Below are 21,964 nucleotides of genomic sequence, written 5' to 3' on the forward strand. Positions count from 1 at the left end.
ATAAGGATTAACGCAGTTGGCAAATTACTCCTAGAATTTTACATATTAGAATGCTGAGTATTTCATTCTGTTTAATTAAATCGCTTTTAATACCCAGGTTTCTCGGATTCTCCCAATTTTATTCGCCTGTTCTTTCATTTTTTTTAATAATTCAATATCAATATATTTTAGCGAGGAAAGTTGATGCCAAACTGAAGTTGCTTTAGTTACTAATTTGAAACCTTGTTTAAGAAAGAAGTGTTCAGCCTGTTCAAAGCTATCAAACTTATTATCTTCTACATGATGTGCTTCCAGAAACTGAGAAAAATGATCATTGGTTTCATTTTTAGGTGCCGGCCGTTTAACATATACATCAGCAGTGATCCAATAACCACCTCTTTGTTTTAATGATTTATGGATGGTTTTACATAGTGATATCTTTTCTTCATTATTTAAATACACCAATAAACCTTCATTTATAATACTAATCGGGCCGAGAGGTAGTTGATTTATAGCATTTGAAAAAGCGTCTCCATCCAAAGCATTTAAAGCTTCGGTTTTGAGTTTGCCCTTTAGTTGTAATTTCTCATCAACAATTAGCCGATCAACCAAATCTTTTTTGATATCGATTACGCCTTGTAAATCAGTGTCCAAATAATAAATAGTCGGATGCCTTAAAACCAGATCCAAGCCCCTAAAAGAATAACCAGAAGAAATTTCTATAATATTTAAAGAGCCCGATGCAAAAAGTAAGCTATCCAGAGATAAATATCTACTCTCAAAATGCACTAACCGTTTCAAAAATACCTCATCAAAATCTTTATGATATAATTTTTCAAGGGCATCGTTACCGTAAATTAACTTAACAGCATCAGCAACAAAGGGAATATTCGTTAAACTTTTGGCAAGTAAAAGCGATTTTGCTGATGGACTTATCGAACTATAATCACGATTCATTTGTAATTATAAAAAAAACTGCGTTTAAAACGGATACTTATTGAATGCCGATTGGCTCATTGCACTTTTTTCAAATAAGGCAATACAGGCTTTATTAAAAGATGGATCGAAGTTTATTGTACCAGGTTGTAATGTATTTGGAATCTTTCCGTTTTGCATAAAGAAATAAACTTTTGTATTACCGTATTTGGTATGGGGCATTAGATTGCCATAATCTTCCATTTCTTTCCATATAGAATCTTTAACTGAAACGATATAAATCCGTTGTACCGGGCCAGTATTGTTTGCATTTCTGTACTTGGCAACTTCTTTAAAACCGGCTTTCATATCCTCAATCCCAGGTTGGTCAAAAACAGCCTTAACCATGAAAAAGACCAATACTAAAATACCTGCAACTAAGAAATAAACTAACGATTTTCTATTCATGCCTACAATAAAGGCAATATTTTTTCCATAACCGTCAAGCCTTCGTCAATATGTTTTTGCTCAATACAAAGTGCCGGACGAAAGCGTATCGTTTTTTCACCACAGCCCAAAAACATCACATTGTTTTCCAATCCTTTGCCAATAAATGCATTGCGCATCTCTTTTGTCGGGAAATCAAAAGAACACAACAGACCTCTTCCACGAACATTTGTCATTTGATCAAATTTATGCGATAAATTTTCTAGTTGATCTCTTAAGTAAGTGCCCACTTTTTCAGCATTCTCACAAAGTTGATCTTCTTCTACAATCTGTAAGATCTGTGTTGAACGGACCATATCAACCAAATTGCCTCCCCATGTTGAGTTAATACGGCTTGGCACTTTAAATACATTGGTTTCAATTTCGTCTACCTTATTACCGACAAGAATACCGCAAACCTGCATTTTTTTTCCAAAAGCGATGATGTCTGGTCGAGCTTTTTCACTGAAATGTTGGTGGCACCAGAATTTACCTGTTAACCCAACACCGGTTTGTACTTCATCATAAATCAAGAAGGCATCATTTTCATCTGCCAAAGCCTTAAGTTGGATCAAAAATTCTTCACGCAGGTGGTTATCTCCTCCTTCAGATTGGATTGGCTCTACAATTATAGCACAGATATCGTCTTTATGATCTGCAAAGGCCTTTTTGATCTGCGCTAAAGAGGTTTCTTCGGTTTGAATGGCATGACTTAAATTATTTCCCGAAATTGGGAATTTAACTTCCGGAACAGCCACTCTTGGCCAATCGAATTTGGCAAACCACTTGGTTTTATCGGGTAGGGTATTGGTTAAGCTTAAAGTATAACCCGTTCTGCCATGAAATGCCCTTTCGAAGTGCAAAACCTTAAAGCCTTTTTCTTCAGTATATCCCTTTGTAAAGTTTTTCTGAACTTTCCAGTCCATGGCTACCTTAATTGCATTTTCTACTGCTAAGCCGCCACCAGCAATGAAAAAAGCATGCGGCAGGTAAGCCGGAATACCAACTTTGGAAAATGTTTCAACAAACTGCGCATACTGTTGGGTGTAAACATCGGAGTTCGATGGATTGGCTAATGCAGCGAGGAGAAGGTTTTTTTTAAACGCTTCATCATTAATCATTTTAGGATGGTTATAACCTAAAGGAACGGAAGCAAAACAAGTGAAAAAATCGAGTAAAGTTCTGTTGTGTTTAGCATCGTAAATGTAAGCGCCGTGACTTTTTTCCATGTCATAAGTCAGGTCGAAACCATCGGCCAAAATGTGCTTACTTAACGATTCGTTAACGCGATCTGCAGGTACTGTTAATTGATACATAAACTTGGTTTTGGTATAATCCAAATTTAGTTAAATGTGCCTAAAATCAAAATTTAAGCACTTTTTGTATACTTTACATAAAAAATAGGTTTAAACAGTTTAAAGTATGATTATAGACAAAATTGGATTTTGGACTTCACATGTGTGGAAAACTTTTTAGCTAAAAGCAGGTGAAATAATTTTAGCTTACCGATTTTTATTGGTCTTTGTAGGCTCAGTTGCCATTCTAATAACGTGTACTAGGACCTTTATTCCTTATTATTAAGTTGATCCTTGTATAGTGCCTGGATTTATTTGTTGTTTGGGCTATTTGATAAGAAGTTTCTAAAGAATTAATGCTGGCAAAGAATGAGTCTGGGTATTGAGCATTAATACTCAGACTCATTCAATTTTACTGATCAAAAATTACCTTCAGTTTCTGACTTAAATCCTCACCAGTTAAATTTCTGGCAATTATCTTTCCTTCTGGTGAAAGCAAGAAATTATTTGGAATAGCCTTAACAGCATAAAGTCGAGCTACTTCATTATACCAGCCTTTCAGATCGGATAGCTGTGGCCATTTTTCGAGGTTATCCTGATGTATAGCTTTTAGCCAATATTTATAATTAAGCTGAATAAGGCAATATGGTTTCCTAAAGCAAGTTGCGATAGTAATGCCTTATCAGACATTTTATTCTCATTATTGAACTTGTTAGGCATTTTTTATAGAATCATTTACTCAGAAAATATACGGCAGCTCTTAGTTTTTCAGATGAGCGGTTTCTGTAGGCTATTTTTGTATAGCAAAGTTATCACAGCAGGCCTTTATGGAACATCTGAGCTAACCAGGAAAGTTTGTTCTCATAATTGGGGAAGCGGCCAAAAATTAAGATTTCCTGCTCAAAACTTTTAAAGGCTGCATGGAGGGTCTCGGATAAAAACTGGCTGTCTTCATCCGGAAGCTCTGCGATATCCTTATTTAGGATCCCCCAGGTAATGATTTTTTTGACCACCACAATTTCCTCCTCGGCAAATGCCCGGAGTTTGATCAAAAAAGAAGCAGGGTCCTGTCTCAGATCATCTATGGCCAGCTTGTATTCCTTTACCATGGCCAGTAAATGTTTCAGCTTTGCTGCATTGAAAGACTCTATGTTGGCAGAAAAAGACTTCCGCTTGCTGATCGCTTCCTCACTTGCGCGAAGACAATCGGAAAATAACCTGAAGCAGACGGCATCCAGTACCTCTTCCTTATTCTTAAAGTAATGGTACAAAGTGCTGCGGCCTTTTTTACATTCGTTTGATATGTCCTGCATGGATACCCTGGTGTATCCATAACGTTGGAATACCGCCTGTGATGCTTTGATAATCTCTTCCTTAACCGAATCGTTCTCCAACTTTCTCATATTCGACAAAAATACAATTATTGTTTATTAATAAGTGCATCAGTATTGTCATTTATTGATTATGTACGGTTTAACTGTTTTATGACAAATAAATTAGTGTTGCTATGAAAACAAAAAATGTATATTTGTCGAACATTGCTGTGCTGAAACAATTTTAGTAAAATTGGTAGAATAGCTCTATAAATGCTTTTTGCATTCGGACAGTAGTGAATATAAATCGACAAAAAAACAATAAATGTTTAAATTCTGATGAAGACAACAATCACCCTTTCCGGATTAGCTTTAATGATGCTCTGCTTATTCGGTTGCTCTAATCAAGCAAAGCATAACCCAGGCCTGGATACATTATCTGTTAATGTAATCAATCTGAAAAGCGGATCCGCTGGTAACAACGACCAGATCCTTTACGATGGAACCCTGGAAGCAGATAAGACTATTGAGCTGAGTTTTCAGGTTTCAGGAACCATCTTAAGCTTTCCGGCTCGCACTGGAGATTATATCAGTAAGGGACAGTTGGTTGGCACGATAGACGAAACGATTTACCGCAACCAGTATAATGCCCAGCTTGCACAGGTTAAACTGGCCAAAGAGAACTTCAGCCGGATCAACGAAGTTTTCAAAAAAGGAAGTGTAGCTGAAATCAAGATGCTGGAGGCGAAATCCAATTATGAACAGCTCAATTCTGCGGCAAACGCCACCTATCAAAACATCGCCCACGCCAGGCTGTATTCTCCTTCTAGCGGTTATGTTGGGGAAAAGAAAGCGGAGGCTGGGGCCGTAGCAATTCCAGGCCAGCCTGTATTGCAGCTTCTGGATACCAGAACGCTCAAAGTATTGGTTGCAGTACCCGAAAATGAAGTGAACCACTATAAGGTGGGATCGCCCGCAGATGTGCAAATCGAAGCATTGGGTAGTCAAACCGTATCTGGCAAGGTAACTGAAATTGGTGTATTGGCACTAAATGGAAGCGCTAATTACAATATCACCATCACCATTGCCAATACCGAAAAGAAACTCAAACCGGGGATGCTCTGTAAAGTGCGTTTTGAAAAATCTGGACGTAATGAAGTCTCCGCCACCGATTCACTTCAGGTTATCGTTCCAGTGCAGTCTGTTCAAGTAGATGAAAAGGGAAATAAATTTGTGTACATCCTCGGCAATCAGAATAAGGCTATACGAAAAACTGTAAAGGTGGGCCAGCTTTACGCCAATGGAATTTCCATCAGTTCGGGCCTTATCGGTGATGAACGCATTATTACATCCGGTTATCAGAAACTCGCAGATCAAAGCCCTGTCACTGTAAGCAACTAAGCGTAGATATGAAAAAGAAATCAAATTTGATAGAATGGGCTATGGAACACCATGTGCTCCCGCTTTCACTATCCGCCATCCTAGTTATTCTCGGAATTGTTGCGCTTTTCAACATGCCCAGAAACGAATTTCCTGACTTTACCATCAGGCAGGGGCTTATTGCAGGCCAGTATCCGGGTGCCTCTTCAAAGCAGGTTGAAGAGCAGCTGACCAAGAAAGTTGAAGAATACCTGTTTAGTAATAACGAAGTTAATAAGAAAAAAACCTATTCTTTTTCAAGGGACGGGCAGATGTTCATCTTCGTTGAGGTAGCCGATAATCTGAACGCCATCCAGACTAAAGCTTTCTGGAATAAGATCAAAAATGGGATGCTCGTGCTTCAAAGCCAGTTGCCCAAAGAAGTTAAGGGGTTCTACATCGATAGCGACTTTGGCAATACCTCGGCGTTACTGATGTCGGTAGAGTCAAAGACACGTCCTTATAAGGAACTTTTAAAGAATGTAGAGGATATTGAGGCAGAATTGAGGCAGGTGCAGGATGTGGCCAAAATTTCTCATACAGGGAATCTCAATGAACAGATTACTGTTTATGTAGATAATAATAAACTCTTGCAGAAGGGGGTAACAGCTGGCAATATTATGCAGGTATTGCAGAATGAAGGTGCAATAAATGCAACAGGTAAGCAGGAAGGTGCCGTGGTTGATCAACCCATTCATATTAATACCTATTATAAATCTGAGGCTGAGCTTTCTGAACAGATTATCAGGCATGATGCAAATGGAAACACGATACGCCTGCGTGATGTGGCCACGCTGAAACGGGAGTATGATGAACCTGAGAGTTATGTTACCTCAAACGGAACCAAATCCATTATCATTTCGCTTGAAATGATAACTGGAAAGAATATTGTAAGTTTTGGAAAGGAACTCGAGTCGCATATCGAAAAAGTGCAGCGTCATTTGCCTGCTGATGTTAAGCTGGTTAAACTCGCAGACCAACCCGAAGTTGTTGATGATTCCATTAGTCACTTCATGAAGGAGTTTGCCTTTGCGCTCATTGGGGTTATAGCTGTAGCCGTATTGTTACTGCCTCTTAGGGTAGCAGCAGTTGCCGCCGCAACTATTCCCATTACCATAGCAGCCACGCTTGCCATTATGTACATGTTCGGAATTGAGCTCGATACGGTTACCCTTGCAGCCTTGATAGTTGTACTGGGAATTGTAGTGGATGACCCGATCGTGGTCATTGATAATCATTTAGAGAAACTCGATCAAGGTTTCTCGGTGTGGGATGCAGCCAGGGAAAGTGCAAAGGAATTATTTCCTTCGGTGTTCACCGCAACGCTGGCCATATCCGCAACATTTATTCCGCTTGCTTTCTTTATGGTTGGTGTCTCGAAAGATTTTATCCAGCTTTTTCCGGTAACTATTGTGATCGCATTGACGCTTTCTCTATTAATATCGATGTTATTAGTGCCTTTTTTTAATACGCTATTTATCAAAAAAGGGCTTTTGCATAATAAAATCAAGTCAAAAAGGTCGTTTTTGGATAGATTGCAGGATTTTTTCAATAACCATATTGGAAATTCCATGAAGCACTACAAAATCACTGTTTTTTTGGGAGCTCTTGCTATAGTAGCAGGTATCGCCATTATGGGTGTCCTGCCTCAGCAATTGTTTCCAAAGGTAGAAAGGAACCAGTTTGCTATGGAAATATACCTGCCTTCCGGCTATAGCCTTGGCCAGACCGATAGCGTAGTGAAAGGGATGGAAAAAATATTGAAAAAGGATAAGCGCATCATCAATTACACTAGCTTTATAGGTAGTAGCTCACCACGTTTCCATTCTGTATATGCACCGAATCTCCCAGCTAAAAACTATGCACAGATTTTGATCAAAACAGAATCTGAAGACGCAACACAGGAAGTGATTGTAGAATATCAGCGCAAGTACGGCAACCTGTTCCCATCAGCTTTCGTGCGAATGAAACAATTGAACATGATCAATGCACTTGCGCCAATTGAGGTTCGTATTAGCGGGAATAATATTGCCGATTTAAAGAAGGTTGCACAACAGGTCACCGCTATTGGGAAAAGACACCCATTGGTAAACTGGGTGAGAACAGATTTTAATGAGCCCCAGCCAACCCTTGCTCTGGATATAAAGACTGCTGATGCGGCAAGGTTAGGTCTGAGCAAAAATGATATTGCAAACACAGTTCTCATGCATGCTGAAGGTATAAGGGCAACCCAAATTTGGGAGGGTAATTATGCTGTAGATGTGAAGATTAGATCGCCTAAGACTTCAAGAAGCGATCTTGCTGATCTGAGGAATCTGAATGTGGTGTCTCCCCAAACACAGTCCGTTATTCCCCTAAGGCAAGTAGCTAATGTAAATTTTGACTGGAACGATGGTCAGATTGCCCGCCGAAACAGCATGAGGACGTTAACTGTAAGAATGGACGTTACCCAGGATGCGGTAGCCAACGCAGTACTGATGGACTTCATGCCTGAAATTGAAAAAATCAAATTGCCAAAAGAGGTGGTCATTGCTTACGGAGGGGAACTTGAACTGCAGGGTGAAAATCAGGGCCCTATGGGGGTAGCCCTGGGGGTAAGTATCATCCTCATTTTCTTAATCTTACTTTGGCATTTCAAACACCTTAAACATGCCATCTTGAGTATCACAACAATGCCCTTGAGTATATTGGGTGCTTCGTTTGGATTACTGGTAGCCGGATATCCTTTTGGTTTTACCTCATTCCTTGGGCTGCTGGCTCTATGTGGTATTGTGGTAAGGAATGGAATTATACTGATTGATCATGCTGAAGAATTAAGACTGCATGAAGGTAAATCAGTATTTGAGGCAGCCAAGCTTTCCGCCGAGCGGCGGATGCGTCCGATCTTTTTGACTTCTTCTGCAGCAGCAGTGGGTGTGATCCCAATGGTGATCAGCAGATCATCACTTTGGGGGCCTTTAGGAACAGTTATTTGCTTCGGACTGATTGTTTCCATGCTTTTAACATTATTTATTCTACCAACACTCTATTGGCTATTCTTCCGTAAAGAAGATCAAAACCAGCCAGAAAATGAAATGTCTGAACCAGTACATGTTTAAAGATAACACCATGAAATTTCTATTATATTATATAACATTTGTCGGATTTCTGGGCGCTAATGCCCAGATCCACACGATTTCACTCGAACAGAGTAAGCAGGCTGCAATAGCTTATAGTTATTCACTCAAAAACAGTGAACTGAGAATAAATTCTTCGAAATCAGACCTTGCAGCAGCAAAGTCTGATTACCTTCCTGCTGTTAGCGGCACAGGTGTAGGTTTATATGGCTTTAAGGATTTAGTAGCGGCCTTACCACCGCTATTGAATGAAGGGATTAACAACCTATACCTGGTAGGGGTAACTGGGACGGAAACGTTGTATGCGGGAGGAAAGATAAAAACAGGAAACGAACTTGCCGCTTTGCAGCTTGAAGTTAGTCAGATCAGGAAAAAACAATCACTCGATTCTGTAATCCTCTTGACCGAGCAAAAATACTGGAACCTGGTCAATATTCAGGAACAACAAAAAACACTTTCAGTCAACGAAACCTTACTAATGGCTGTGCTAAAGGTGCAGAAAGATATGCTCGCATCTGGTCTAATCGCCCGCAATGACTTGCTTAAGGTTAAAGTACAGTTGAGTGAGTTATTGGTCAATAAGAGCAAGTTGAAAAATGGCCGAAGGGTTGCCCTGCTAGATTTTTCCATGTATACCGGTCTTGCATTTGACTCATTACTCGTTATGCAGGATACCTTAGATAAGAAAACCATGCCAACCCTATTGGCACTTCGTCCGGATACCAATATCTCTGAAAATCCCAATTATATTCTGCTTGATAAGCGGGTAAAGGGTGAAGTGTTGCAAACCCGTCTTGCCAAGGGGGATAACCGGCCTACTTTAGCGTTTGGAGTAAGTGCCTCACAAGTTGGTTCCATAAATAGTGGCATTGGTGGTAGCTTTGCTCCCGCAGGATTGATTACCCTTAGTTTGCCAATATCTAGCGGGCTCTGGGGGAGGGGAAAGCAAAAAGTCGCACAGCGTAAAATCAGTGAGCAGATTGCAAAGAACGATTTTCTTGATGGTCAGAATCAGATAAAAGTTGGAATTACACGCTATTGGTATGATTTGAAGGATCAGCTTGTTCAAATTTCTTTTGCTAAAGATAACCTTGAACTTGCTACGGAAAACCTAAAGGTAAATCAGGATAATTATAAATCTGGGCTGGCCACAGTTTCTGATGTGCTAGATGCGCAGGCGGCCTATCAGCAGGCATCCAGTACTGTAGCTACTGCCTTTTCTGACTTCTATGTCAAAGCAGCTATTTACAACTACGTTACTTCAAAAGTGGCTCCCTGATCGAAAGCGATATCATCAACATTGTTGTATTTGATTAAAGATCGGAAACTTTACAGACTGAAGGCACAAACCGTAAAAATTAAAACTGATTCCGGAAAAATAGCGTAACAGACAAATGCTGAAAGATAAAAGGCAAGCAATAGTTAACGCAGCAATCAGGCACTTTATCTACTATGGAATTTCAAAGACGACAATGGATGATATTGCGAAAGATTTAGCCCTTACCAAACCATCATTATATTATTATTTTACTAATAAGAGCCATTTGGTAAGGGCAGTTTTTGACCATGTTTTAGATGAGTATCTTTATCTTTTAGAAAAGGTAAACTTAGATCAGTCATTAGAACAGATCTTGGATGACGTAATAAAAATGCATAGAACATTATTTAAGCAGTACGCCCTGCTTGGTTGCTCAAAAGACCATTTTTTAAATCCTAAAGATAAAATTCTGCATCATAAATTCATCAAGGTTAAGCTTATTTATACAAACTTCTTAAGAAATGTTTTTCATGCAGCGAGTAGAAAGATGGAAGTCCGATCGGAAAATATTGACAAAACAGTACATCTCTATTTTAATTGTATGCAGGGAATGTTTATGAATCATTTTGTTGATAAGCAAACCATAATTCATGTCCATCATCGTCATCATCTTCTTGTTTATAAAAATGCAAGGGAATTCTCATCTGTATTTATAAAAGGGCTCAGATTTTAGTGTGATTTAGGTTGATTTAAATGCCGATTTTTATCAAATCATATTTAAACCAAATATTAGTGGTATATGCAATAAAAGGTGCTTATAAGGGATGCAAGGCTTGATGGAAACCAATTTATTTTTATATTTGGTGCTACCCTAAATATTTTCGAAATCCATCCATGGTACGATAAGCATGATAGCTAAAAAACTAGAAGAAAGTATGCAGTTTCCATTGAACATGGGAAGAAGTTCTAGTTTTGAGCAGGTTTACATGACTTATTACCACCCTCTAAGGTTTTTTATCAGTCGTACTATCTCCCAGGATGATGCTGAAGATATCCTGGAGGATCTCTTTGCGAGATTATGGAACAATAAAGCCAATTTTGAAAATGAAATTCACTTGAAGGGCTTTCTTTATCGGTCGGCAGATAATGCAAGAAAGGATTAAGCATCATGGTGCCATCCCTGTCGTGAAGAAAATCCCAGGGTGCTGAAAGCTTATAGTAAGTCTTCAGGATTTTTATTGCCATGAGCCTTTGGTTCATGGTAATAATTGTTTTGATCTGTATGACCAAAATGAGCAGATACTCTAAGGAAAATTACTTTAATGCTAATCTTGATTTTCATTCGCCGGTTGCAAGGGAAAAGATTACGCCCATCAATCAGTCAGGTAAGCGTAAATTAAGTATAGATAGCCTGATTTATAGAGAAAATATTTTCTAATAATAAACCTTTTGGTATATTTGTTCCAGAAAATTTGTCATCATGTTATCGAAAGCAGAGAAAACAAAACAATTTATTTTGGAAACAGCGATGCCGCTATATAATGAAAAGGGAGTTGCAGGTGTGACCATTGATGAGATTCTCGCTGCTACCAGACTGACCAAAGGTGCGCTTTATGGGCATTTTGATGGAAAAGATGACCTCTCATCTCAGGTAATAGATTACGCTTTGGATAAGCTTTCCCAGCGTCTTAGATCTGCTATTTCAACAAAAAAAAGTGTTAAAGCTAAGGTTTGGGCATTTATTGATTTTTATAAGGATCCGATCAATACGCCGATTCCAGGCGGTTGTCCCATATTTAATACCGCTGTTGAAACTGATGATAACTATCCATTGCTAAAGAAAAAAGTCGCAAAGGTTCTTCGTGTGGGCCAGGAGGAACTTACAGCCCTTCTTCAAAGTGGAATCGATAATGGAGAGTTTACTCCAGCGCTAGATCCGGCTGGTTTTGCTTTTAAGCTGATGGCATCTGTTGAAGGGGCTACGGTGATGTGCAGGGCCATGGAAGTTGCCAAGCCAATGCTTGTCTTGGTAAAAAGCCTCAAAGCCGAATTGGCTCAGTATGAGAAATGATATTTTTTTGTTTTAAAATATACTAAAAAGTATAAAATATAGATTTGAAATTATGAATATTACAAAATTGTTTGATCCGTTTGCCATCGGAAAAACGCAACTTAAAAATCGCATGGTTCTGGCACCTATGACGCGTTCAAGATCCGATAATGATCTGCATGCAGCTACCGCTTTAACGGCGGAATATTATGCACAGCGGGCAAGTGCAGGGCTGATTATTTCCGAAGGTACGGTGATAAGCCCTGAGGCAGTGGGTGTAGTAAATGTTCCGGGAATATATAGTCAGGAGCAGATAGAAGGATGGAAAATGACTACATCAGCCGTTCACGAAAAAGAGGGTAAAATCTTTGCGCAATTGTGGCACACAGGTGCCTATTCTCACCCGGATCTCCATCATGGTGAAGCTCCTCTTGCACCATCCAGTTATAATCCAAACCTGCAAATATTTACACCGACAGGCTTTAAAAACAGCGAGATGTCTAGGGCAATGACTTTGGGCAATATTAAACAAACTGTATCCGATTTCAAACAGGCCGCCCTTAATGCTATTGAAGCTGGTTTTGATGGGGTAGAACTACATGGGGCAAATGGCTACCTGCTCCAGCAGTTTTTTAGTAAAAATACTAATCAACGCCAGGATGAATATGGCGGCTCAATAGAAAACCGTGCCCGTATTTTATTTGATATTCTGGATGCGCTGAAAGAGGTTGTGGATAGCGATCGTGTTGGCCTACGTCTAAACCCATCATTAAACGGGATTATGGGAATATTGGTTGATGATGAAACGATCGGATTATATGAGTATATTGTAGGTAGATTGAATGATTACGGTTTGGCATATCTTCACCTTATTGAGCCATTTACCGATGTTACAGGTAATCCACAAGCTATACAGGAGGTTGCTAAACATTTCCGTAAGATTTACAATGGTACCATCATTATCAACAGGGCATTCAATAAAGAGACAGCAACAAAAGTACTAAACGATGGAGATGCAGACCTGGTTTCATTTGGCGTTCCGTTTATCGCTAATCCGGATTTGGTGGAGCGTTATAAAACCGATGCCCCATTGAATACTCCTGATCCGGCAACGTTCTATACACCAGGAGCAAAAGGTTATACCGATTATGCTTTTTTATCACAATCTGAAATTAAATAAAATGAAAACGACAGGAAATACCATATTTATAAGCGGTGGAAGTGCAGGCATTGGTTTGGCTATCGCTAAAAAGCTCGATGCAGCTGGAAATAAAATTATCATTAACGGACGTAGTGAAGAACGCCTTAAAAATGCTTTGAAAGCGCTAGGTAGTTCTGCAGTTGGCATATCAGGAGACCTTTCAATAGAAGCAGATAGATTTCGAATTGCCGAAGAGCTTAAAACAAATTATCCAAACGTGAATATTATTGTGAATAATGCCGGTGCCTCATTTATGAATGATTTAAGTGATGGTAATAATAACGCTGCAGAAAAAGCATATCAGGAAATTAATACCAATTACATCAGCGTTATTCATTTTACCTCATTGTTATTGCCTCAGCTCTTGATACGAGAGGATGCGGCTATTATTAATATTTCTTCCATTACAGTATTCAGATCAAATAAATACCTGCCAACATACGCTGCCAGCAAAGCTGCGCTCCACAGCTACACACAAGGCCTGAGGGACACCTTTGCAGGCAATGAGAAATTGAATGTTTATGAAGTATATCCGCCGTTGGTTAACACTGAATTTTCAGCAGAAATTGGCGGTGCAAACGGCATTCCACCTTCGGAGGTAGCAGATGAGCTTTTCACTGCTTTAGAGAAAAATCAATTTGAAGTTCCGGTTGGCGACACGATAAAAATTCACGCATTGATAAATCCAGTCACAGAGCAAGTGGCTCATTAATTCTTTTTTAAGATAAAACTCAAAAGATATGGACTTAAAAGGAAAGACAATCCTGATCACAGGCGGCGCTTCAGGAATAGGGCTTGAGGCTGCAAAACAATTTTTAAAAATTGGTGCGAAAGTTATTATTACAGGTAGAAACCAGGCAAAACTGGATGCAGCTAAACAAGCGTATCCAGCACTAACGGCTTTACAGAGTGATGTGGCTATAGAAGCAGATGCTAAAGCTCTTTTTAAAACAGTAAAAGAATTAGGTGGTATTGATATCCTGTATAATAATGCCGGCGTTTTAGCTGCTCCTTCAAATCTGGGTATTGCTAATGATAAACATCTTGAGGATGCCGCCTACGAAATGGAAGTTAATTATTTTGGTGTAATCAGGCTTAATAATCTTTTCCTGGATATGCTTAAATCAAGAAGTGAAGCGGCAATTATTAATACTACATCCATATTGAGTATGTCTCCTTCCTTAATTGAGGCTACCTATTCTTCATCTAAAACTGCATTGGCATTTTACACCATATCACTTCGGGAGCATTTAAAAATCATTGGAAGTAAGCTGAAAATATTTGAGCTGGTTCCACCGCTTGTGGCCACTGAAATGACTGCAGAAAGAAATGATAAAAAAATAACTTCAGAAGAGATGATTAAAGGATTGGTAAATGGTTTATTAAAAGACCATTACACCATCCGTGTGGGCGATGCAAAAATATTTAGTGTGATTAACAGGCTTTTCCCAAAAACTGCGTTTAACATAATCAATCCAAAGACAACCCATCAACTTTTACAAAAATAAACATGAAAGCATACGTCATAAACAAATATACCAAAGATGGTCTTCAGCTAGCAGATGTTTCGATACCAAAAGTTGGCGATAACGAAGTTCTGGTAGAGATTCATTCAGCTAGCTTAAACATTTTGGATTCAAAAATCAAAAAAGGGGAATTCAAATTATTATTGCCCTACAAGTTTCCTTTAATTTTAGGCCATGATGTTGCAGGGATCATTACTCAGGTTGGAAAGAAAGTAAAGAAGTTCAAAGCTGGCGATGAGATTTATTCACGCCCCTCAGATTTTCATATCGGCACATTTGCGCAGTACATTGCCATAAACGAAAATGATGTGGCCTTGAAGCCCAGTAATTTAACAATGGAGGAAGCTGCCTCAATTCCGCTGGTTGCACTCACAGCCTGGCAGGCTTTGGTTGAAAGTGCCCGGTTAAAAAAAGGAGATAAAGTGTTTATTCAAGCGGGGTCTGGAGGTGTAGGTACGATAGCCATCCAGTTGGCCAAACATTTGGGCGCAACCGTTGCAACCACAGCTGGTACAAGAAGTTTCGCATTGGTGAAAGCGCTGGGAGCAGACATCTCGATTGACTACAAAACGCAGGATTTTGAAACGCTGCTTAAAGATTACGATGTAGTTCTCAATAGCCAGAACAATAAAACCCTGGAAAAATCACTTAATATCTTAAAACCTGAAGGCAAGGTCATTTCCATTTCAGGCCCCCCAACACCAGAGCTTGCTAAAGAAATAGGACTTCCGTGGTATTTAAAGGCTATACTGTCACTGATTAGTTTTAGCATCCGGAGCAAAGCAAAAAGGCGTCATGTCGATTATAAGTTTCTATTAATGAAAGCCAGCGGAAGCCAGCTTGATCAGATCACAAAGTTAATTGAAGCTGATATCATTAAACCTGTAGTGGATAAGATATATGCTTTCGAGCAGACAAATGAGGCCTTAGAATATGTGGAGAGCGGACGCGCAAAAGGTAAAGTGGTGATTAAAATAAAATAGGTTAGTTAAGCATTTCACAAGTAATTTGGATTGTCCTGCTTCAATCACCGCCTTAATGAAGAAATTCTCTTTCGCCCGAAGATGAAAACCCAAGGGTTAACCACCAGGCTGGTAAGGGCTTTTACAGTACTTTTCGTTCAAAACCTTTGAAAACGCAGTTATTAAAAATATCAAAAAATTGAAAAATAAGTGATGAGAAAAATCTATTTGGCATTAATGCTATCAGTTTTGGCAATTTATAACATTGCAGCTCAAAATATGCCTTCAGACAAAATATTGGGGGTTTGGATGAGTCAGGAAAAGGATGGGAAGATTGAAATCTATAAATCCGGAAATAAATATTTTGGCAAACTGATCTGGGGCAAAACCATGTATGAATCAGATGGATCTACTTCTAAAAAGGATGTAAAAAACAAAGATGAAAAATTGAGGGGACGCAATCTTAAAGATCTTCTAATGCTTAAAAATTTTATTTACAATGATGAAGTTTGGGAAGGGGGCGAAATTTATGATCCTTATAGTGGCAAAATCTACAGTTGCACCATGAAAATATCAGATGGGAAGCTGAATATCAGAGGATATATCGGTATTTCCCTACTTGGAAGAACTGCTATATGGGAAAGGATCAAATAATGGATCGCGCGTAAAATTCATAGATGAAAGCGATTAATCCAAGGAGTATAATAAACCAAATTGCTTTAGAAAGCCTAAGTAAAGTATATATCTATAAACAGATGAATAAGATATTTACTAAAGCTGAGGATTGTAAAAGTACAAACCTCGCCTCTTCATTTGATTGCATGATCAAATTACTCATTGCTGATTGCAGAATATAAACAAAGAGTAATTATTTCTGCATCAGGATCAAAAGGATTCCTGAATATTTAAGGCAGTGCCTCAGGTGTTTTAATGCAGCAGTGAGCTGGTTCTCAACGGTCCGTTTTGAGATGTTAAGTTTTAATGAAATTTCAGTGATACTGAGGTTTTCCTTACGGCTCAAGAGGTAGATCTCACGGCATCTTTTTGGGAGTTCAGCGAGCATTTGCATAACCTTTGTATCAAATTCTTCTGCTGTGATCTTTTCTTCTCCAGTGTTGGTAGCTGAAAACTCATTCTGTAAAAAGGAATGCCCGCCCTGACTGTAATCCTCTACATAGTTTATTGGTACTGCATTCAGCTGCTGTTTCCTTCTGATCCCCCGATAACTTGCGCTGGTGAGTACATAATTCTTAAAAGAGCCTATGTTCAACTGGCGCCGTTTGTTCCAGATGTTCAGGAATATATCGTGGGTGATTTCAAGCGCAGCTTCCTCATCTTTAACATACCTATAGCATACGGCATAAACTTTAGACCAATGGCGGTCAAACAGGGAGTTGAACGCTTTTTCATCATCTAAAAGTATAAGCTGTAATAATTCGGGATCGGTATAATTGCTCGCTGGCATAGTTTGTTTGAAATAAAGCTATGATTTAAAAATCGAAATAAAAAATGCATACACCTGGTATCTATCAATGTATAGGAACTGTTTTTTGAAAGTTTATTTTTTTTTAAATTTTTTATGTGTGTGCGGATTAAAATCCGTGTCTATATAATAAAGGACCAAATTTAAACCCAAGTCGCCCTGTAATGACCGAAAATGAATATCTTTCTCTCTGCGAGAAATACCTTAGGGGAGCGTGTACGCTCCAGGAAGAACATATGCTTTTCGCTTATCAGGATGCCCAAGGGCTGCCGGGCCTTTCACTGTCAGAAGAAGATGAGAAACGCTTGGGAAAAACATTAAAAGAAAGGATTCATAACAGCATCAACGGACAATTGCCTGTAAAAAAACCGATCTGGATCAAACGCCTGAAATGGCAGGCAGCCGCTGCAATCGCAGCATCGGTTTTACTTTTTATCTATTTTGGAACGGATCTTTTTAGCTCAGCAAAAATCAAAGAAAATACTATCCTTGCCAAAAAGCAGGAGATCAGCAAAAAAGACATATTGCCAGGCTCAACAAATGCGGTACTTACCTTGTCAAATGGAGCGCGCATCAAGCTTGACGGTATCGGTAATGGGATCATCAGTAGGCACGGAAATGCCGATATTTCTAAATCCGGTAATGGTCTGGTTGTATCTGCCACAGGTAAAAACCTGAATAATGTACTGAATAAGATTACAATCCCAAGAGGGGGGAAATACAACATAACACTGCCTGATGGAACGCGGGTATGGTTGAACTCTTCTTCCTCATTAAGTTTTCCTACAGCGTTTACAGGAAAGGAACGCAAGGTAATACTTACAGGTGAAGCTTATTTTGAAGTAACCAAGAACAAAGAAATGCCTTTTAAAGTGGATGTTGAGGGGAAACAGGAGGTGGAAGTATTGGGGACACATTTCAATATTACCGCTTTTGCCGAGGACAGGAACATCATGACCACCCTATTGGAGGGGGGCGTGAAAATCAACTACAAAAAATCATCCACACTGATTAAACCTGGCCAAATGGCGGTCAATAACCTGCAGAACAACTTGAAGGTTGTACCTGCAGATGTAGAAGAGGTGATGGCGTGGAAAAATGATATGTTTATCTTCAATAATGAAAATATCAGCTCGATTATGAAAAAGATATCGAGGTGGTACGATGTAGATGTTGAATATAAAGGCGATGTATCCGGAATTAATTTCGATGGGAATTACTCTCGGTCGAAAGGGCTTAAAAGCCTGCTGAAAAATATTGAGTTAACAGATAAAGTCCGGTTTGTAACCGAAGAAAGGAGGATCACTGTTATAGTTAAATAAATACCTGAAAAAATCCAAAAACCGGAAGTGCTTGAGACCACTCCCGGAATTGATTAGCCTATAGCTAACTGTGGATCAGAATAATCATCCAAACAACAACTATTTAATCCTAACCAAATGTATAAAATTTTTACTGCACTTCAGTGCGGGGATATCTCTTGCAATGCGCAAAAAATCCTTCGAGTTATGAGACTTACTGTCATTTTAATAATGGTCGCCTTTTTACAGGTAAGTGCCGGGAGTTTTGCCCAGCAGGTAAGCATAAATGTTAAGGATACCCCTTTGAGGGAAGTCCTGAGCCAATTAACCAAGCAGACCGGATACAACTTTATCTGCGATGCAAATATTGTAAGTGGTTCTACTCCGGTCACCATTAAGTTTAAAAATACACCGCTTCAGAAAGTTTTAGAAGCCTGTTTTTCCGGCGAAGCCGTTGAAATGGTATTTGGCGATAATTCGACCATTGTAATCAAGAAAAGGGTTCTGGTCATAAAAACTCCCGTGCAGGTTATTGTGGTAACAGGTATGATTACTGATGCAAAAGGGATTGGTTTGCCCGGTGTTAGCGTGCTGGTGAAGGGCACCAAGACCGGAGTAGTTTCTGATAATAACGGGGCCTATTCCATTAAAGTGGCTGATCAAAAAGCCATATTGGTATTTTCTTTTATCGGCATGGTGAGCCAGGAAATAAGGGTAGGGGAAAGAACGGTGATTAATGTGACTATGGCCGATACGCCACAATCACTTGGCGATGTAGTAGTGGTGGGTTATGGCTCGCAGTCGCGTACAACTGTTACCTCTTCTATTACTAAAGTAGACGGGAAAAATATAGGTAACCAGCCTGTAAGTACACCGGGAGAGGCGCTTGCAGGATTGGCTGCAGGTGTACAGGTGCAATCTGATCAGGGCGGTAAACCAGGTGCAGCCCCAACCATCAGGGTACGTGGGGTGAGTTCACTAAGTTCATCGAATGATCCTTTGTATGTTGTAGACGGTTATCCACTGGAGACTGCTGCAAATTTTAACCTGATCAATCCCAGTGATATCGAATCGATCGAGGTACTGAAAGACGCAGCTTCGGCAGCTATTTATGGCTCAAGGGCGGCCAATGGTGTTGTTCTGGTTACCACAAAGCGGGGTAAATCGGGAAAAACCGTATTTTCTGTTTCAGCCTATACCGGCATACAGGAGGTAGATAGATACATCAGTGTGTTATCAAAAGATCAGTATGTGCAGCAGGTTAAGTCGCTTAGCCGCATTAAAAATTTACAGTATCCCAGTATACTGGACGGCGATATTTCAAACCTTCCGGATGTGGACTGGCAAAAAGAAATTTTCAGGACGGCACCGATCAGAAGTTTTGAGTTTAATGCCTCTGGTGGTAGCGACAAGGTACGTTTTAGTGCTTCGGCGGGTATCTTTAAACAAAAAGGAGTGTTGATCGGTACTGAATATACGCGCTATAACACCCGTTTAAATCTGGATGCAGATATTGTTAAGAACGTAAAATTTGGATTTTCCATTTCTCCATCATATTCAGAGCAGTACAGGCAGCCTTCTTCAGGCCAGGCCAGTGGCGCAGGGGCCAACCCCAATGATTACATTATCGGTGTACCAGGCTTGCTGGCAGATCTGAACCTGCCGAGCCCGCTTAACCAGGCTTTAACTTTTCAGCCGATAGTTCCTGTGTACCGTGCCAATGGCGATTTTGCCCAGCCTTATGACCGTGAACTAAACTATAACCTATCGCCTACGGCAGTTTTTTCTGCTTCAAATTTTTACAATCCGGTAGGTATCCTTAGCCTTTCTATAAACCGGTCAAGAGCATTCCGTACCTTAAGTAATACTTTCCTTGAATATACTCCTATTCCAGGCCTAAAGTTAAAAACCTATATTGGTGCCACTTTAGAGAATGAGCAGGTACATGGTTATGTGCCCGGTTCGATGGCCTATAGTTCTGCGCCAACCGCTTCTGCTTCAAATCCTCAATTGGCAGGTATCTTTGCTTCTGACAATGTGCGCAACAGTTTTGACTGGGTATGGGAAAATACAGCTACTTATGATAAGCAATTGGGAAAACATCATATTAATGTTCTAGGGCTGTTTTCTGCCCAAAAATATGAGTCGCAGATCAATTACACTGCAGGTCTGCCAGGTACTTTTATCACTACCTCGGTTCAAAGTCCTTTGGCCTCACCAAATACTGTTGGTACAGAACGTTTTGATGCCAATACTTTCGTTTCTTACGCTGGTAGGTTTACCTACGATTACAATAAGAAATACCTGTTTACCGCCGCTGTACGTCAGGATGGTTCATCACGTTTTGGTCCGAACAACAAATTTGCAATTTTTCCATCATTTTCACTAGGATGGAGGCTCGCTGAAGAACCGTTTTTAAAAGAACCACTATTAAAAATAGGTATCAACGAATTTAAACTAAGAGGAGGTTATGGCCGTACAGGTAACGCCAATATCGGAAGTTTTGCTTATGTAAATCAAATTGCATTAAACAGAAATTATGCATCGGGCAATGCACGGATTTTTGGTACACAGCAAATGGATTTTGCAAATCCTGATTTAACCTGGGAAAAGAACGATCAGACCAGTATCGGTACTGACATTGGTTTATTACAGAATAAAATCGTGTTAACTTTCGATTATTTTATCCGTAATTCAAATGGAATGTTGCTGAGAAAAGATTTACCGCTTGATGTGGGTTATACTACATTTTATCAAGCTAACCTGGGTAAACTTCAAAATAAGGGTTTCGAATTTACAGCCAACACCAATTTTAAGCTTGGAAGCGTAACCTGGAACACCAATGCCAATTTCTCAACCTATAAAACCAAAGTGCTCGATCTGGGCGGACCAAGTGCATTGCCTGCAGTGAGGGCAATCAATGGCTGGAATAATGTTTATCAGGTAAAAGTTGGTGATCCTTTGGGTATTATGTACGGCTACGAAATTGTTGGTGTATTTAGGAACGCCAGCGATCTCGCCAATAATCCAAAAGTTACTTCAGGCAATAATATCGGCGACTCTATGATCAAAGATCAGAATGGTGACGGTAAAATTGATGTGAACGATATGACCAAACTGGGCCATGGCCTGCCAGATTTTACCTATGGTTTAACCAATACCTTTCAGTACAAAAAATTTGATCTGAGTATATTGGTGCAGGGAGTGCAGGGAGTGAATATCATTAATGGAAATAACAGGCAAACCCTTACGGGTAACCATAACCAGAACTCGCTCAGTAAATATTTTAACAATTATTTTGATCCTGCTAACCCTACAAGGGATGTTTTATATCCAAGTCCGGTTTCTACCGGTGCTCTTCCTGGCCCGGCATTATCGAGTTTATCGGTCGAAAACGGGTCTTACCTTCGCGTAAGGAACATTACATTGGGGTATAGGCTGGGAGAAAATTTACTACGCAAGCTTTCCATTCAATCGGCCAGGTTTTATGTAACTGCTCAGAACCCTTTCCTGATAACCAAATACACTGGTTATAATCCCGAAGCAAATATCATGGGAGGTGATCCTACAACACCGGGTGTAGACCAGGGAACATATCCTACGGCACGCACAATTATCGTAGGAATCAATTTTGGATTTTAACAGCTTTAACAAAAAGAT

18 protein-coding genes are annotated in these 21,964 nt (G+C 39.7%); 13 read left to right on the forward strand and 5 right to left on the reverse strand.

The genetic code is table 11. From position 1 onward, the window contains the following. Positions 1 to 75: 75 nt before the first annotated feature. From AC07VK_RS00295 to AC07VK_RS00310, 4 genes are all read right to left on the reverse strand, one after another. Positions 76 to 936, reverse strand: a complete 861-nt coding sequence (locus AC07VK_RS00295) for a hypothetical protein (protein ID WP_492955686.1) — start codon at positions 934 to 936, stop codon at positions 76 to 78. A gap of 24 nt (positions 937 to 960) precedes the next feature. Further along, positions 961 to 1,362, reverse strand: coding sequence for a hypothetical protein (locus AC07VK_RS00300; protein WP_492957483.1), 402 nt, complete (start codon positions 1,360 to 1,362; stop codon positions 961 to 963). Positions 1,363 to 1,364: 2 nt separating this feature from the next. Next, entirely contained in the window at positions 1,365 to 2,696 is a 1,332-nt protein-coding gene (lat, locus tag AC07VK_RS00305; RefSeq protein WP_492957485.1) for an L-lysine 6-transaminase, read from the reverse strand. A gap of 791 nt (positions 2,697 to 3,487) precedes the next feature. After that, positions 3,488 to 4,078: a TetR/AcrR family transcriptional regulator gene (locus tag AC07VK_RS00310; protein WP_492955690.1), complete on the reverse strand. Its 591-nt coding sequence runs from the start codon at positions 4,076 to 4,078 to the stop codon at positions 3,488 to 3,490. 249 nt (positions 4,079 to 4,327) lie between these two features. Between AC07VK_RS00310 and AC07VK_RS00315 the strand changes: the two genes are divergently transcribed. From AC07VK_RS00315 to AC07VK_RS00365, 11 genes are all read left to right on the forward strand, one after another. Next, positions 4,328 to 5,389, forward strand: a complete 1,062-nt coding sequence (locus AC07VK_RS00315; protein ID WP_492957487.1) for an efflux RND transporter periplasmic adaptor subunit — start codon at positions 4,328 to 4,330, stop codon at positions 5,387 to 5,389. Positions 5,390 to 5,397: 8 nt separating this feature from the next. Beyond that, positions 5,398 to 8,505 (forward strand): efflux RND transporter permease subunit, encoded by a 3,108-nt coding sequence (locus tag AC07VK_RS00320; protein ID WP_492957489.1) that lies wholly within the window; start codon positions 5,398 to 5,400, stop codon positions 8,503 to 8,505. 10 nt (positions 8,506 to 8,515) lie between these two features. Then, entirely contained in the window at positions 8,516 to 9,802 is a 1,287-nt protein-coding gene (locus AC07VK_RS00325) for a TolC family protein (RefSeq protein ID WP_492957491.1), read from the forward strand. Between the two features lie 115 nt (positions 9,803 to 9,917). Next, positions 9,918 to 10,514: a TetR/AcrR family transcriptional regulator gene (locus tag AC07VK_RS00330; protein WP_492957493.1), complete on the forward strand. Its 597-nt coding sequence runs from the start codon at positions 9,918 to 9,920 to the stop codon at positions 10,512 to 10,514. 175 nt (positions 10,515 to 10,689) lie between these two features. Beyond that, positions 10,690 to 10,944, forward strand: coding sequence for an RNA polymerase sigma factor (locus AC07VK_RS00335; RefSeq protein WP_493053003.1), 255 nt, complete (start codon positions 10,690 to 10,692; stop codon positions 10,942 to 10,944). Positions 10,945 to 11,261: 317 nt separating this feature from the next. After that, complete coding sequence (locus AC07VK_RS00340) at positions 11,262 to 11,852, forward strand: TetR/AcrR family transcriptional regulator (protein WP_492957499.1); 591 nt, start codon at positions 11,262 to 11,264, stop codon at positions 11,850 to 11,852. A gap of 52 nt (positions 11,853 to 11,904) precedes the next feature. Beyond that, complete coding sequence (locus AC07VK_RS00345; RefSeq protein WP_492957501.1) at positions 11,905 to 13,011, forward strand: alkene reductase; 1,107 nt, start codon at positions 11,905 to 11,907, stop codon at positions 13,009 to 13,011. Position 13,012: 1 nt separating this feature from the next. Then, complete coding sequence (locus tag AC07VK_RS00350; protein WP_492957503.1) at positions 13,013 to 13,744, forward strand: SDR family oxidoreductase; 732 nt, start codon at positions 13,013 to 13,015, stop codon at positions 13,742 to 13,744. A 28-nt stretch (positions 13,745 to 13,772) separates the two neighbouring features. Beyond that, entirely contained in the window at positions 13,773 to 14,540 is a 768-nt protein-coding gene (locus AC07VK_RS00355) for an SDR family oxidoreductase (RefSeq protein WP_492955698.1), read from the forward strand. Positions 14,541 to 14,542: 2 nt separating this feature from the next. Then, complete coding sequence (locus AC07VK_RS00360) at positions 14,543 to 15,541, forward strand: NADP-dependent oxidoreductase (protein WP_492957505.1); 999 nt, start codon at positions 14,543 to 14,545, stop codon at positions 15,539 to 15,541. 192 nt (positions 15,542 to 15,733) lie between these two features. Continuing rightward, positions 15,734 to 16,174, forward strand: coding sequence for a DUF2147 domain-containing protein (locus AC07VK_RS00365; protein ID WP_492957506.1), 441 nt, complete (start codon positions 15,734 to 15,736; stop codon positions 16,172 to 16,174). 214 nt (positions 16,175 to 16,388) lie between these two features. On the opposite strand, the gene AC07VK_RS00370 is transcribed toward AC07VK_RS00365, so the two are convergent. After that, the gene (locus AC07VK_RS00370) at positions 16,389 to 16,985 is read right to left on the reverse strand and encodes an RNA polymerase sigma factor (protein ID WP_492957508.1); all 597 of its coding nucleotides are present in this window, start codon (positions 16,983 to 16,985) and stop codon (positions 16,389 to 16,391) included. Positions 16,986 to 17,167: 182 nt separating this feature from the next. Between AC07VK_RS00370 and AC07VK_RS00375 the strand changes: the two genes are divergently transcribed. Both AC07VK_RS00375 and AC07VK_RS00380 read left to right on the forward strand, forming a co-directional pair. After that, positions 17,168 to 18,325, forward strand: a complete 1,158-nt coding sequence (locus AC07VK_RS00375) for a FecR family protein (protein ID WP_492957510.1) — start codon at positions 17,168 to 17,170, stop codon at positions 18,323 to 18,325. Positions 18,326 to 18,850: 525 nt separating this feature from the next. After that, complete coding sequence (locus AC07VK_RS00380) at positions 18,851 to 21,946, forward strand: SusC/RagA family TonB-linked outer membrane protein (RefSeq protein WP_492959825.1); 3,096 nt, start codon at positions 18,851 to 18,853, stop codon at positions 21,944 to 21,946. The last annotated feature ends 18 nt before the right edge of the window (positions 21,947 to 21,964 follow it).

The organism is Pedobacter sp. GW821-FHT01D05, assembly GCF_059422505.1.

Excerpts from the sequence above, each read along its gene's own strand:
- AC07VK_RS00325 (WP_492957491.1), top strand. The coding sequence starts at position 8,516 with ATGAAATTTCTATTATATTATATAACATTTGTCGGATTTCTGGGCGCT.
- AC07VK_RS00320 (WP_492957489.1), top strand. The coding sequence starts at position 5,398 with ATGAAAAAGAAATCAAATTTGATAGAATGGGCTATGGAACACCATGTG.
- AC07VK_RS00345 (WP_492957501.1), top strand. The coding sequence starts at position 11,905 with ATGAATATTACAAAATTGTTTGATCCGTTTGCCATCGGAAAAACGCAA.
- AC07VK_RS00340 (WP_492957499.1), top strand. The coding sequence starts at position 11,262 with ATGTTATCGAAAGCAGAGAAAACAAAACAATTTATTTTGGAAACAGCG.
- AC07VK_RS00330 (WP_492957493.1), top strand. The coding sequence starts at position 9,918 with ATGCTGAAAGATAAAAGGCAAGCAATAGTTAACGCAGCAATCAGGCAC.
- AC07VK_RS00350 (WP_492957503.1), top strand. The coding sequence starts at position 13,013 with ATGAAAACGACAGGAAATACCATATTTATAAGCGGTGGAAGTGCAGGC.
- AC07VK_RS00315 (WP_492957487.1), top strand. The coding sequence starts at position 4,328 with ATGAAGACAACAATCACCCTTTCCGGATTAGCTTTAATGATGCTCTGC.
- AC07VK_RS00365 (WP_492957506.1), top strand. The coding sequence starts at position 15,734 with ATGAGAAAAATCTATTTGGCATTAATGCTATCAGTTTTGGCAATTTAT.
- lat (WP_492957485.1), bottom strand. The coding sequence starts at position 2,696 with ATGTATCAATTAACAGTACCTGCAGATCGCGTTAACGAATCGTTAAGT.
- AC07VK_RS00370 (WP_492957508.1), bottom strand. The coding sequence starts at position 16,985 with ATGCCAGCGAGCAATTATACCGATCCCGAATTATTACAGCTTATACTT.
- AC07VK_RS00295 (WP_492955686.1), bottom strand. The coding sequence starts at position 936 with ATGAATCGTGATTATAGTTCGATAAGTCCATCAGCAAAATCGCTTTTA.
- AC07VK_RS00300 (WP_492957483.1), bottom strand. The coding sequence starts at position 1,362 with ATGAATAGAAAATCGTTAGTTTATTTCTTAGTTGCAGGTATTTTAGTA.
- AC07VK_RS00360 (WP_492957505.1), top strand. The coding sequence starts at position 14,543 with ATGAAAGCATACGTCATAAACAAATATACCAAAGATGGTCTTCAGCTA.
- AC07VK_RS00310 (WP_492955690.1), bottom strand. The coding sequence starts at position 4,078 with ATGAGAAAGTTGGAGAACGATTCGGTTAAGGAAGAGATTATCAAAGCA.
- AC07VK_RS00375 (WP_492957510.1), top strand. The coding sequence starts at position 17,168 with ATGACCGAAAATGAATATCTTTCTCTCTGCGAGAAATACCTTAGGGGA.
- AC07VK_RS00355 (WP_492955698.1), top strand. The coding sequence starts at position 13,773 with ATGGACTTAAAAGGAAAGACAATCCTGATCACAGGCGGCGCTTCAGGA.
- AC07VK_RS00380 (WP_492959825.1), top strand. The coding sequence starts at position 18,851 with ATGATTACTGATGCAAAAGGGATTGGTTTGCCCGGTGTTAGCGTGCTG.
- AC07VK_RS00335 (WP_493053003.1), top strand. The coding sequence starts at position 10,690 with ATGATAGCTAAAAAACTAGAAGAAAGTATGCAGTTTCCATTGAACATG.